This window comes from Bacteroidia bacterium, assembly GCA_019695265.1.
Classification (GTDB): Bacteria; Bacteroidota; Bacteroidia; order JAIBAJ01; family JAIBAJ01; genus JAIBAJ01.
In genome coordinates, this window is the sequence record JAIBAJ010000013.1 from 17,867 (window position 1) to 31,628 (window position 13,762).

The 13,762-nt window shown below is 41.3% G+C and carries 8 protein-coding genes and 1 tRNA gene; all 9 read right to left on the reverse strand.

From position 1 onward, the window contains the following. Positions 1-750: 750 nt before the first annotated feature. The 9 genes from K1X82_03745 to K1X82_03785 all read right to left on the reverse strand — a co-directional run bounded on the left by K1X82_03745 (position 751) and on the right by K1X82_03785 (position 13,584). The gene (locus K1X82_03745) at positions 751-3,174 is read right to left on the reverse strand and encodes a CotH kinase family protein (protein MBX7181204.1); all 2,424 of its coding nucleotides are present in this window, start codon (positions 3,172-3,174) and stop codon (positions 751-753) included. A 455-nt stretch (positions 3,175-3,629) separates the two neighbouring features. After that, positions 3,630-4,277, reverse strand: a complete 648-nt coding sequence (locus K1X82_03750) for a methyltransferase domain-containing protein (protein ID MBX7181205.1) — start codon at positions 4,275-4,277, stop codon at positions 3,630-3,632. Next, the gene (locus tag K1X82_03755) at positions 4,247-4,771 is read right to left on the reverse strand and encodes a hypothetical protein (protein ID MBX7181206.1); all 525 of its coding nucleotides are present in this window, start codon (positions 4,769-4,771) and stop codon (positions 4,247-4,249) included. Before K1X82_03755 ends, K1X82_03750 begins: the two co-directional genes overlap by 31 nt. 3 nt (positions 4,772-4,774) lie before the next feature. After that, positions 4,775-5,701: a glycosyltransferase gene (locus K1X82_03760; protein MBX7181207.1), complete on the reverse strand. Its 927-nt coding sequence runs from the start codon at positions 5,699-5,701 to the stop codon at positions 4,775-4,777. Between the two features lie 107 nt (positions 5,702-5,808). Then, on the reverse strand, positions 5,809-8,037 hold the full coding sequence (locus K1X82_03765; GenBank protein ID MBX7181208.1) for an endonuclease: 2,229 nt from the start codon (positions 8,035-8,037) through the stop codon (positions 5,809-5,811). A gap of 17 nt (positions 8,038-8,054) precedes the next feature. Continuing rightward, complete coding sequence (locus K1X82_03770; protein MBX7181209.1) at positions 8,055-10,862, reverse strand: TonB-dependent receptor; 2,808 nt, start codon at positions 10,860-10,862, stop codon at positions 8,055-8,057. 55 nt (positions 10,863-10,917) lie between these two features. Next, entirely contained in the window at positions 10,918-11,820 is a 903-nt protein-coding gene (locus K1X82_03775) for a lamin tail domain-containing protein (GenBank protein ID MBX7181210.1), read from the reverse strand. Positions 11,821-12,379: 559 nt separating this feature from the next. Further along, positions 12,380-12,453: transfer RNA gene (locus K1X82_03780), tRNA-Cys, on the reverse strand. A gap of 36 nt (positions 12,454-12,489) precedes the next feature. Further along, positions 12,490-13,584, reverse strand: a complete 1,095-nt coding sequence (locus K1X82_03785; protein MBX7181211.1) for a T9SS type A sorting domain-containing protein — start codon at positions 13,582-13,584, stop codon at positions 12,490-12,492. Positions 13,585-13,762: the final 178 nt, after the last annotated feature.

The window sequence follows — 13,762 nt, forward strand, 5'->3', positions numbered from 1 at the left end:
TTTGGCGGGCCCCCTCAACCCTACTCTGGCAACTGCCCTATCTTCTATTTTCTGCACCGGGTTTCGGGTCACGCTTTCGGCTGTAGTCCTCGTCCCCCTAGGCTAAAGCCGTAGGGGTCCTGTGGGCTACTTGCCTCTATCGTTGCCCGAGGGTGCAAACCCATACTGACTCAATAAGAATAAACCTTGGTAAATTACCGTGGCAGTTAAGCCGAGGTTGGAAAATACTCCCAATTGCAGAAAAGGATTAGATACCATAGCAAGTTGGATCAAAAATTATACCGAATGTACATTATGTTTAGTCCAATTTTAGGTATTAATTTTTATTGAGAAAATTGGCCTAACATTCTGTATACTCGGCATTTATACCGAATGGACAAAATGTATAGTCCAATTTTATGCTTAAATTTTCTTGAAAAAATCGGACTAACATTTTGTATCCTCGGTACTTACCAATCTAAATTTATAAAAGCCTTCGGACTATTTATAAATTAAAATTGGCATTACTATTCGAGGTGGCACCTCGGGCAACGATAGAGGCAAGTAGCTCCAAGCCAACACAGCGATTTAGCGGAGTTGGCTTGGACTACAGCCGATAGCGTGACCCGAACGCCTTTGCAAGCTTTTTGGGTTTTGCAAAAAGGTTGTTAGGCGGAGGGGGCCCGCCTAGTAAAATAAAAAATTATAATCGATCAGCTATACCTGTAAAACCTAATTTCCCAATTGAAAACACCAATCCCTACTTGGGAACTAGGGCGAAACTTTACAAAATTTACCCGAAACACCGCCGCATCGTATTGTATAAATTCCTGACGGCCAATTGGATACATTAAAAGAAACCTCGTTAAAACCAATTTCCGCTTGGTAAATATGAGCTGACTGCCTTTGTCCAACGCTGTTATAAACTTCCACCCATTCCGAATCTTCCGGCTCATGCTCCCAAACCGCATGAATGTAACCATTTGCTATCGGATTGGGATAGATAAAAAGCTTCACCTTTTCATCCAAAGGCCTAAAAATGGCCTGAACCTTAAGTTGGGTATTGGATTGAAGTTGAATGCTATCTGTATAAAAAGTGCCGGAACTATCATTTTGTACACGAAAAGAAAGAAATTGAAAGCCTGGTTTTGCAACTGCTTTAATTGTAATTGGGACTTCCTGAAAGTACAATCCATTCCAACCATGTTCAAGACCTTGAAGACTGTTCAGATCGAAAGTTCCCCCTAGTTCGGGCACACAATCCAATTGCAAAGGATAGGGCTGTTGAAGCTGAAAATAATCCCGAAGATGCTCGCGGGCAAAATCGGTTCTTTGCTGAATATAAGGAAAAGCCATCGTATCAAACTCAGCTTGCCAGCTTTGCATAGAGCCTCCCCAGGTTTGAAACTGCAGAGGCATTTCGGTTCGAATAGTATTCAAACAGGCTTGGGTATGACTTAGCAAATTCTCCACCTTAAACCATGCGTTCATGGCATCGGCATACCGGTTTATAAAACGGTTACGAAAGCCCTGATTTTTGAGCAATTCATTTAAAATAAAAATTTGCTTGTTAGATAAGCCTATATATTCAAACATTCGCTTAAACATATTGTAGTTAGCCGGGGCCCAGCCAATATTACCAAGGGATATGTCAAAATCGATGGGAAGATAACGCCATTTTGCACCGGGCTTTCGCTCCCGCCAATACTTCATGTTGTTGTTAGGCCAATCAATATTTGAAAAAAAAGTCTCGGCAATGAAGTAATCAATAAAATTACTAATATCTAACTGTTTACTTACCGAATCGAACACCCATGATTGAGCAAGATCTTGGTTTTGAATAAAGGCAAACAATTGATTCCAATTTTCAAAATCACCTTCCCAGGCTAATTGGTCTTCTTCCAGTAGATCCAGGTTTTCTTTATCAATTTCCGGATAGTGTTCGTTTAAGAAATGTTTGTCAATTTTCTCTCGTAAATTGTACAAACCCAAAAATTGTCCATTGAAATATACTTTAGTTGCCCGATAGGGGTTAAGATCCAAATCCATTTTAGCCTTGATAAGCAGGGAATGTACTGCTTCATCCCGGCAATGCAGTTTATTGAAGTCTCCACTTCCATTTCGAAGCACCAGGCTTTTAAAACGAACTGCAGATAAATCAGGAAAGAAACGACAAACCATGCGGTTGTTTCCATAAGCTGTTTTAGCCTCCAGGTGAAGGCTTTTCATTGGTTTGGTTCGGTTTTGTGAACCTCCATGAATTTCGGCATCTACCCATTGATCCAACCTTTTTCTTCCATTGCTTTCAAAAAACTCCAAATGCAATGGCACTTTCCAATCTTGCCAAAAATTAGCACCGTAGTATGGATAATCCGGTGAAGCGTTGGGACCTGTAATAAAAATGCCCGAATCAGGGCTAAAAAAATAGGCTGAATCGGTAGTAAGAGAAATGACTGTCAAAGGAGGGTGAGTTTCAACCCAATAGGTTTCAACCCATTCTTCAGAAGGCAGCAAACTATCAGTCTCAGACATGGGAAAATTACGAATTCTAAAACTGGTATTGGTATTAACTTCCAATTCATCCGGGAAAATGGTACCGTTTAGCAAGGGCTTCGAGCCATTTCTGGTATAAACACTGCGGTATGGGCGGGAAGTAGGCAAAAGATGAAGCTTGACCCCATTTGGATAAAACCCACCCATGCGACTGGTTCTTACTGCTTCACAATAAGCCTTAAAATAGCGGGTATTATGGTTAGCTTGGTTAGGACTTGGTGTTTCAACTATTCGAAATGGTCCAAATTCACCAGGTATTCTGGCTATGCTGTGGTTTGGTTGTAAACTCTTACCGCTAACCTGATCCAGTATGCCCTCACCGGCGTGAAAAAGATAAATTGTTTCATCCCTCGATTCAACTTCAAAAGCGGAATGCAGCTCATTGGGTGAATTGGTTTTACCCGACAAAAACACTAAAAAGACCGCATGAGCAGGAACCTGAAAAGAAGGCAACTCCCAGGCAGATTGAAAATCCGGATGATTGGAAAGAAAATAACCCGAAGTACTTATCGCTGTTTCAGCAGAATTAACGAGTTCAAGCCAAGGTTCATTATCACCCGATTCGTCTTCAAGTTCGGAATTGATGGGACAATATTCATTAATTCTAAGCTGAGAATAACTCTTAGCACAAAACAATACCAATATGCAACAAAAAAAGACGAAACGACACATTTACATGCGAAAGATAATTCAAAATAACATGCAAATAAAAAATCTATATTAACCCAAAATTGTCATTTGAAACGAAGTGAACAAATGACAAGCGCGATGGGATGTGGGATGATTTGGGTTAATCCCGAGCTAGTGTTAGTTAGGTTTTCTTTCAAACTTAGGAATATGCCGAGGATACATTATGTTATAACAATTTTACATAAGAAAACTAATATATAAATTGATATTACATAATGTTCTCTCGGTAAAAATTACTTGAAAGCCTTACTAACACTTGTCTCGAAACGTAGTTTAAAATTTTTATTGACAATTTTGGGATTAATCCAATAATTCTATCAATTAGCTTAAGAAAATGCTTTCACTGCAAGTTAATTCCAAGAAAAAGGATGCTGACACCTACACTACAACACTTACAGGAATGCAGTTTATCCCTTTTGTAAAATCAAAACCAAATCATTATCCGACTTACCTTCCGGATGCACAATTGGAATGCGCAAGGTATGTCTGGTTTCAAAACTTAATTCCCTAAAAAGATTCAGGAGTTCCTGTTCGGAATAAAAATACTGAATCGTTTGTTCACCCATACTATTGCTAACTACAGCAGATTTCTCCTGTTTGGCTTCCATAGTGCTGAGGTAAATCAAGGATCCGTCTTTTAGAATTCCGGCAAGTTCAACTAGCAGGGCACGAAGTTCGGAAGGCGATAAATAGGGTGCTATAAAACCTAACAAAACCAAATCAAAGGAGGTTGTAAAAGGTGGCAGGGAACGGATATCGCCTACCCAAAATGAACCATTGGGTAATTGCATTTTAGCTAAGTCCACCATAGATGGGGCTGCGTCTATTCCAACAATATGGAACTTGGGATTAGCCCGGTAGAGGTATCCGGAAAGATTAGCCGGACCGCAGCCCAAGTCCAAAACATGTATTTGGTTAGGATGTAGCAATTGAAGCAGAAAATGAAGGCTAGCTTCATAGGCCGATACATCCATGTACAAATCGGCATACCGGTTGGCATGGCGATTAAATAGGATTATAGGATCTAAGATGGGTTTTGACCGGCTTCCTTCCATTGGTGAATGGATTCAAGGTAGTTTTTCAATTGGTCACTTTCCTTGGTACCAATTAAGAGTTGTGTTTGGTCTTTCAATACCAGTTGCAAACCCTGATTACCGGAAACGGTGTATGCCATTCCACTTTTACCGCCCCAGCGAATACCCCAACCACCATATTCACGAAGTGGACTGAAGGTACGAACAGAACAAAATTTCACTTCACTCCAACTTTGAAACTTAAATTTCCTTTGAAAAATGCTAAACCTGTAATAAATACCGGTTTCATCGATTTTAGTCATGAGCTTAACGGACCACAAAAGGAAAAGTAGAAAAGTAAAAAGGAATAAAAAACCAAGTAAGGTTCCATTAGAAACCGGATGGTCACCAATGGGTTGATTCAACACCAACTGGGAATAATTGGCGTACAACAGAAGCCCTTCTAAACCAATTAATGCAAGCCACAACAATGGTTGGCGAAATCCTTGCATTTCAACAAATCCCGTGTTTTTCATGTTTTAATAATCAATGAATGATTGAACAAAATAAGCTGGTCTCTTCCGGTTCAATTCGATGGCTCGCCAGAGGTATTCGCCTACAATAGCCAACATTGCACCCAGAACAAAGGCAAAGGTAGAAACTATCCAAATTATAACCCGGCTGATAGACAAACTTCCTGATTGGAACCAATAAATGAAATTACTAATAGTTAGAACAAAAAATACCAAACCCAACAACATAGCCAAGAAACTAAGGAGTTGGATTGGAAAATAGGAGAAGCCCACCAAAGAATCCATAAACAGTTTAGCCTTTTTCTGAAAGGTCCAGGTTGATTTTCCCAATTTGTTTTCAAGTCGAGAAATGGGAATTATTTGGTAAGGAAATTTGAATGAAGCAATCAGGTATACCTGACTAACATTGGTTTCTTGCAATTCAACCAATTTATCTCGAATCTGCTTATCGAATAAAATCAGGTCGTAACTACCCGGAGGACTTTGAGGAAGTGCAATGGTATGAATCAGGCTGTGGTAAACTGAAGCGAAAAAGCGGTCCAATACCTTATCCTTGCGTTGGGCTCGTTGACCAATGACCCAGGCATTTCCTTGCTGCCACAAGGGAATCATTTTTAATAAGTGTTGCGGGGGATCCTGAAGATCCGGATGCAAAATGGCAAAGCAATCACCTTCTGCATGGGTAAGTCCGGCTAAAAAAGCATTGTGTGCTCCATAATTTGCACGCAACTGAATGGCTTTTGTTTTGGGAAAGATGGACTTAAAGCGCAATATTTCCTGAAAAGTATGGTCGGTAGAGCCATCATCTACCAAAACAAACTCCACCTGAATGAGCTTTTCAAGGGCAGGAAGCAAGTCCGTCATTTCCTGAATGAGGGTATCGAAATAGCCTGCACTTTGGTAGCAAGGCATAATAATCGATAATTGCTTCATGATGCAAAGGTGGAAAAAAGAATCCGAAAATGGTTGGTTTTGATTCCATCCATTTTCGGATTCGCGAAAAAGGAACACCCATTAGTGTTCCAAAAGTCTTGTAAAAATTATTCCTTAATCCAGTTTTTCACAATAGCTGAATCACCCGAAGTGATTTTTACCAAGTATTGTCCAGGAGTTAGGTTTTCGGTATTAAAGGAGTATTGGTTATTTCCTTTAGAGGCTTTGTAATTTCCTTGCAGAACTACTTTACCAAGCAAGTCGCACAACTGAATTTGAACAGGTTGGTATTGATCTACATTTAGGGAAATGTTTAAAAAGGCTTTACTTGGGTTAGGGAAAACTGCCAATTGATTATCCAATAAACTTGGGGTTTCTACATCGGTAAATTCGCAAGGTGCGGTACCTGGGTTTGCGATATAATTCATGGTAAAGAAGTCGATGTGACAAACCCAATCAGGATTATCAATAAAAGGATTCCGGTTTCCTTGTAAAGAATCAAGGAATTCATTGCGGGCAATTTCCCAGGCATCCGGTGGATCTTGGAAATGCCATTGACGCAATACATTTTGGTTTTCATATATAGCGGCATGAGGCAAAGTCCAGGAGTTTCCACTTTCGCCATTGTAAGCGGCACACATATAAAACAAGGCTCTAGCAGCATCACCTTTATGGCTATCGCGAGGTTCAAAAACATTTTTCCCGGAAGAATTTTTACCATAGGTGGCATCTTGGAAGGTACTTACCACGGTAGCTACATTATCCAATGGCAAATTGCTTCTGGTTTCGTTTACATCAGTGAACTTAGCCGGAAAGATGTGGTGTTGATCATTGTATTCCGGTAGTTCAGGATTGTCGGCCGGGTTAGTTGGCATCCAATCATGGCAATAGGTATGCTCCCGACTGAAGTCTGCTGTTGTCCAATCAAATGGTTCAGAATAAACTTGGTTTAAACCGGAATATACACAGGTTACCACTTTTTGTCCGTTGGTAGTATCGCGGGAGGAAAACAAACGAACCATGGTTTCGTCGTAATTTCCATAGAAAATAGAAGTATGTGGGTTAATTACAGCTTGCAGGTCATTCACGAAGGTGGAGGCAGAAGGATCAACACCATTGTAATAGCTGCCCGGGTTAGCACCTGTTGTGGTTACAGAACCGGTTAAAGGGTTGGATTGCAGGTAATTTACAACCGCTCCGGTGCCGTTGTAGGCATAAACAGCAAAGTAATAATCGGTATTGGCAACGTTGTAGGTAGGAACAACGGAAGTTGCCGAACCAACACTTACAACTTTAGCACCACCAATGGCATCACCACGTGTATAAAAAGTACCATCCACAGGGGTTTCAGTTACTGCAGAACCAATTTTACGCAACACCAAATAACCGGTTGGAGCAGAAGAGGCTGCAGTAAAGTTGGCTGTGTAACGATACGCTTTCACATTTGAAAAACTTAAACCGGTAGCTTGAGCCGCTGGTTCGGTAGCATATTCTCCACCCACCCCAAAAAGGTTAATCACATAAGAACCTTCATCGGCATCGTTATTTGCAATGGTCATCACAGCCGAACGAGTTCCGGCAGCAGATGGAGTAAAGGTTACGGCTAAAGTAGTATTGCCGGAAGGAGAAACCGTAGCAGGAAAACTTGGTGAGCTAACAGAAAAATCAGAAGCTGCCGGACCTGAAAAGTTAACTCCGCTAAGAGATAAACTTTGTTGAGTTCCTTGGTTTTCAACAGTAAAATTCACTGTTAGAGGCGTTGAAACATTGGAAGAGAAAGGAGCAGAAGTTCCACCGGAGAAGATAGTAGATCCGTTTTGTTTCACGTTAATCTCTTGTGAAGTAACAACTGCCTGAGCGATGCTAATTTCATCAATGGCCACATTGCTTCCGGATGATTTTGCGGTAAAGAACCAACGGATGTAACGACTGGCGGCATTAGGATTAGCGGTGTATTGAACAAAGTTGTTCGCATTCAGGTTGTTGGAAAATGTGGTAAGTGCTGTCCAGTTGCTACCATTTGTAGACTCTTCCAAAGTAAAAGTTCCTTGCCAGGCTGCACCATTGGAGGTAGATCCTTTCAGGTAGTAAGTAACTACGCCCATTGGGTCGTTTGTTTGAACCCCAATGTATTCGCCTTGAAGGTCAATTTTACCGGAAACCCCCGACTGACCAGTGGTATAGGTATAAGTACCGGTTATGTTGGTAGTCCAACCGGCAGAAAGGCTGGATTGCCCTGCAAAGCCTTCGAAATTATACGAAGTTGGCAGAGGAGCCTGGGCAAAAGCACCTGCGGAAAAACTTAGGATTGCCGCAGTAAATAAACGTTTTAGCATATGTATTGATTAAAAAGTTAGAATTCGATTTTGAGTCCAATGGTATATCTGCGTCCTTGAGCAACAAAAACTGTAGCAGAAGCAGCGTCAAAATTACCGCCATTTACCGCATCAGTTATATAACTTTGGTTTAATAGGTTGATAACGCTTGCATTGGCATTTAAGACTAGTTTCCAGAGTTTGAATTTATATCCTGCATGCAATTCCAAATAGTAATAATCCGGAATTTTCCAGGAATCTCGGCCTTCATTGTTGATGATATTACCCGTACCATCATCATACTTGATTAAAGTAAGCGGGTCAAAGGTTGAGTAATTGTTTCCAAAGTAATTAAATCGGAATTTTAAATATCCCCCTTTAATTGGTTCATACCTCAATGAAAATGCGGCTTGTAATTGAGCGGCATCCCCGGTATGTATTCCATTGGTAACGGGACGCAGGGTGTCAACAATAACTTCAGTACCTGAACTATACAAATAAGCTAAGCCATTTCCCCGGTAAGTCCAGTCTGCAATAGAAGCCATAACTTCATATTGCAATTTCTTTACAATGTAACCGGTGGCATCTATTTCCAATCCAATACTTTGAGTATTTATACCTTGCAACACATAAGAATAGCTGTCTCCAGCTATGTTGATGGTTGGAATGCTGGCAGGTGGTTTATTGGTCCAGTAAGTATAGTATAGGTTGGCATTTAAGGCATGTTTCTTTAATTTAAGCCCGTACCCCAATTCCACTGCTTTGATCATTTGTTGCTTAACATCCGGGAATGACAAATTGGAAGTGTTCGAATAAAACTGAGAGTATCTAGGAGCAATGCTCAATAGTCCGGCATTCATAAAAATGCTGTTATTCTCATCCAGGTTATAGTTAGCTCCCATTTTTACGGTAAAGCCCGGAAACCAGCGCCAATCCTGAGTGTTGTATCTGGCTTCTTTCGATTCAATGGTGTAATTATTGCCATTATAGGCTAGGGTATCGCCCCAACCTACCGCCTCCTCCAAGGTAGTATCGGATAAAACCAGATCCTTTTTACGGAAGTAATCTACCCGTTTATAGCCGGTCATAGAAAAAGAACCATTAAGAAATACCGTAAAATTGCTTCCTTTATATTCTCCTTGTGCAAAAGCACCAAACCAACGTATAATTCCATCATTGTAATAATTGATTTTGTCACCAACTGTTTTTTTGCGGTAGGAGATGTTGGGGTCTCCGGGCCCCAAAGGTCTTGGCTCCAGATTGTTTTTATCTCCAATATAATAATCCCCGCCAAACAAATTGGCAATCTCCTGATAATGGGTTCCTTTATAGCTTCGTATGTCTAATCCTCCCATAATACTTAAACGCTTGATAGGATTATAATTCAAAGTTGATAGCAAACCATACCAAAAATGGTTGTTTACAGAGCGGCGTATAATACCATTCTTATTACTCATGGTCAAGGTGGTATCATAACCGGTATTGATGTAAGTTGAATTTTGTTCATACATCGGAGTTAAGTTAAATGCTCCGGTAGCAGAATCCCTTGGATAACCGCTGGTACTTACAAAAGCTTCTCCTCCTCCACGACCAATGGATAAATAAGCCACATTGCTCCAGGTGAATTTCTCATTGGGTGTCCAAAAATGACTCAGGTTAAATTGAGGTTTATGGTAAATATTCTGACTGGGATTTAATTCATGTCGAACACCATTTTCATCGGTATAAATTCCCCATCCTGCATTGTACCGAAGTCCACGATCGCCAATAAATGAACTGCTATAATTATCAGAACTGTTCAGTGTGCTATCTATCTGATGACTACTTATTCCAAGTTTTTCGGCTAGTTGGGTGCTATAAACGGCAACCGGCAACCGGAACGAACGTTGACCATGGGTTTGTGGGGCTCCACTTACCGAAAAGGTCAACATTTGATTTTTGAATTCCTTTTGAATCTTTAGAAAATACCCCCATGCCTGAAAATCGGTTTTGTCCGTCCAGCCTTGTCCTTGCTTGTAACTACCTGCCAAGGTAATTCCCCAACCGCCTTTCAAACGACCGGAGTTAAAACCAAAGCTAGTACGAAACATGGCATTGTTTCCCACTTCCTGTTTAACGTATCCGCCTTTTTTGCTATCAATACCTTTGGTCATAATATTGATAGTTCCACCAACGCTGGGAATAGCCAATTTGGAGGCTCCTAAACCACGCTGTACCTGCATGGTACGGGTAATATCCCCCAGGTTATCCCAATTGCTCCAAAAAACTTGTCCGTTTTCCATATCGTTTACCGGAACACCGTCTACCATAACAGCCACGTTTCGTTGGTCAAATCCGCGAATATTGATGCGGCTGTCACCCATACCACCACCTTGTTCTGTAGCATAAACACCCGGGGTGGAATTCAACACCATAGGCAAATCCCTGGAGGCTGATTCTTCCTGAATTCGGGCTCCGCTTAAGTTTGTAAAAGCAATAGGGGTTTCACGGCTGCGAGCAACATCTGCCACTACCTCCACCTCTTGCAGTTGGGTAGGCTCTAAGGAGGCATCTAACAAATAAGGTTTTCCGCTTATTTTAACCTTTTGAACTTTGGGCGTAAATCCTACATAGGAAATACTAATTTCGTATTCGCCATCGGGCAAATCGATGGAATAATTCCCATCCAAATCCGTGGTAGTTCCTTTGCCTGGACCATAAGATACGGTTGCACCAATGAGAGTTTCCCCGGTGGTGAGGTTTTTTACCGTCCCTTTTAATACTCCTTGTGCAAAAACATAAACTCCTGAAGCCAGGAATAAAATGGTTGCTAAAACAAACTTTTTGAAATCCATAAGATGAGACATAGAAAAACAAAAAAGGCACCGGATTTAGGTTCCAGTGCCTTCAAATGGGGCTAGATTAGTTAATGGATAACTTGCTGTATCCAATCGTATTTTGGTCGAAATAGGCTTTTACAATGTATAAACCTTTGTCAATTCCTACGGTAGAAAATTGCATTCCGCTTAGGTAGGCTTCGTTGTTCATGAAACTAGCAACTACTTTACCTGAGCGATCAACAAGCTCAACACGGGTAACTTTATTTTTAGTGGAAAGGGTAACTTCTGTGTTATTAGACGGATTTGGGAACACAGAAACAAAATGTTTGCTACTTTCTTTAATTCCGGTAGCACAAACACAGTCATGAGTTCCTAAACCATCCCAGGTGTTTACTACCAAGGTATCATATTCAGCCAATGGATCAAAAAAATCAGGGTTGGTGGCAACACCACGATCAACACCGGCCTTACGACGCATGGTATGATCCTTGGTAATCCAAGCACCTTGAGCATCGGTATATGGGTATTCATTGGTCCAAGCAGTACCGGGATCTTCACCAATTTTACCGAAGATATCCACTTTTTCAGTACCAAATTCCAAAACCACGGCATCGTCACCATTCATATAAGTTGGTGCAGGATAAGCTCCATCCAACTGGTCTGCCAAAGCTTGTAACGCCGGACTACAAGCAGGAGAGCTTGCTGTTCCGGTGGTTTGTCCGTTTACAATAACCCAAACATCATTTGGAGCAATTGTTCCTGATAGTGCAAGTTCGCCACCGGCAGTATAAGCCGTGCTACCATTGCTATAACGTCTAATAAAGTATCCGGTAAGGCTAATTGGTTGATTAGTTGGATTATAAATCTCCAAAGCCTTGTCATTTCCATCACCATCAATGTATTCAGAAATGAACAATTGGGTGCATTGTGCTGAAGCTAAGGAAGCCAAAGATACAGCGAATAAGGTAGTAAAAATTTTCTTCATTACAGATGTGTTGAGCCGACAAAAATAAGGTATAGATTTTAACGGAATTTAGGAATTTATCCACCGACGGCAGAATTTAACTCAAAGTTGTCATTTTGCTAAGGTTCTTTTTACTTTAGAAAAATTTGAATTGTCCTAAAAATAAGGATTTCCCATGTTTTATCCCCATCCGGATTCATTCTAAAATAGTTGATAACCATTCTGTTTTTAGAATTTCCATTTTGATAAACCAGGTTTTTATTTGGCGGGCCCCCTCCGCCTATTAATTGCCTGCATCACCTCTTCCTTTCTGCAATGGCGTTCGGGTCACGCTATCGCCTGTAGTCCTCGTCACCCTAGGCTAACGCCGTCGGGCTCCTGTGGGCTACCTGGCTCTATCGTTGCCCGGGGTGCAAACCCAAACTGTTTACAATTTGAACTTGGGCTCGGGAGGTACAAGAGGGTTTCCATTGGTTCAGGTTTGCCTACCGAACTCGTGATAACCGAACCACTGTTGATTTGGTCAAAAAAATGATGGAAAAGCAAAAAACAAAAAACCCCGAATTACTTCAGGGTTTTTTGGAGGTCGCGAGCGGATTTGAACCGCTGTACGAAGTTTTGCAGACTTCTGCCTAGCCGCTCGGCCACGCGACCTTGCTTATTAGAGGCGGCAAAAGTAAACGCTTTTTCTTATCTTGAAACAGAAATTTTACTGTTTAGTAAATTCTTACCATCTTCTGTTTGTACTTGAAGGAGGTAAAGTCCACTGTTTAAGCCACTTGTAGCAATTTCATTCTTACCTTCAGTCAAGGTAATTTCACTTAACAACTGACCATTTAGGTTAGATATTTTAGCAATTGCGCGATTGGTTTGACCAAGTTCAACATACATAAAATCGGTGGCAGGGTTAGGATAAACTAACACAGAAACATAGGAATTTAAATCAGAAACACTTTCAGGATTTACTAAAAAACGGGCCGAAGTGCGCTCACCGGTACCTTTATCTGTAATCATTCTAACCATGGTGTAACCAAATGATTTTTCAAGAAAATCATAGGTAATGGTAGAATCTACAATCGGGTTGGGGATGTTTTGACCAAATTGTTGAAAATTAGCCAATCCCCAGGTTTGTGGACCAAATAAACCACCTTTAATGAAAACACTGTCGGTTGTCCAATCGGTTGTTTGATTTCTCAACACTTCGAATTGGCCCAATGGACCGGTTAGGGTACCAAAGGCATCAACAACAGAGCTGGAGTGTCCGGTATGAACTATCATGGCTGAGTCGACAAAGCTGGCATAAGTACCTGTTAATTTAAATGCTTTGCGAAAATGGTAAGTATCCATAAAGTTGGTTCCCAAGGTAGTTGGAAGTTTTACCAGAGTTTGAGGATCGTCGAAAGGAATTTGCAAAACGAAACCCAAGCCTTGGAAATCGCCCGAAAAGCCCATAATTTCTACTTCGGATGAGCTAATGGTTGCGAAAGCATAACCACCCATTTGGGTCATGGCCATATCGGCTGTTGGGAATTGGTCGCCATTGGGAACTGCCGAAGGACTTAAAAAAGCCAAGGTATCTAAACGATGTTGAGATAGGGAGGTGAAGTTCCAGGATTGACTGCTGCTGCTGCCGGAACCCAAATCAATGGAAGCAGAGGGCATAGTGTCGGTAGCTTCGAAATACAAATCACCAACGGCAGGAAAATCCGTTTGATCGATGGTAATTTGTGCCGAAACCAATGCCGGTACACACAAAGCTAATAATGAGGGTAATAGTTTTTTCATGTATTGGTTAAATTTGGGGCGAAGCTAAGGATTTTCAACCAATTTACAAGTTGGAGCTTGGGATATTTTTCATACCTATTCGGCGCAGGATCTTATTCCTTGCAGGATTGGTGGGGTTCCGTCGGGTAGGGATTGAGGCAAGTAACCCACAGGAGCCCGCAGCCTTTGGCGGAGGGCT

Excerpts from the sequence above, each read along its gene's own strand:
- K1X82_03750 (MBX7181205.1), bottom strand. The coding sequence starts at position 4,277 with ATGGAAGGAAGCCGGTCAAAACCCATCTTAGATCCTATAATCCTATTT.
- K1X82_03760 (MBX7181207.1), bottom strand. The coding sequence starts at position 5,701 with ATGAAGCAATTATCGATTATTATGCCTTGCTACCAAAGTGCAGGCTAT.
- K1X82_03765 (MBX7181208.1), bottom strand. The coding sequence starts at position 8,037 with ATGCTAAAACGTTTATTTACTGCGGCAATCCTAAGTTTTTCCGCAGGT.
- K1X82_03775 (MBX7181210.1), bottom strand. The coding sequence starts at position 11,820 with ATGAAGAAAATTTTTACTACCTTATTCGCTGTATCTTTGGCTTCCTTA.
- K1X82_03785 (MBX7181211.1), bottom strand. The coding sequence starts at position 13,584 with ATGAAAAAACTATTACCCTCATTATTAGCTTTGTGTGTACCGGCATTG.
- K1X82_03770 (MBX7181209.1), bottom strand. The coding sequence starts at position 10,862 with ATGTCTCATCTTATGGATTTCAAAAAGTTTGTTTTAGCAACCATTTTA.
- K1X82_03755 (MBX7181206.1), bottom strand. The coding sequence starts at position 4,771 with ATGAAAAACACGGGATTTGTTGAAATGCAAGGATTTCGCCAACCATTG.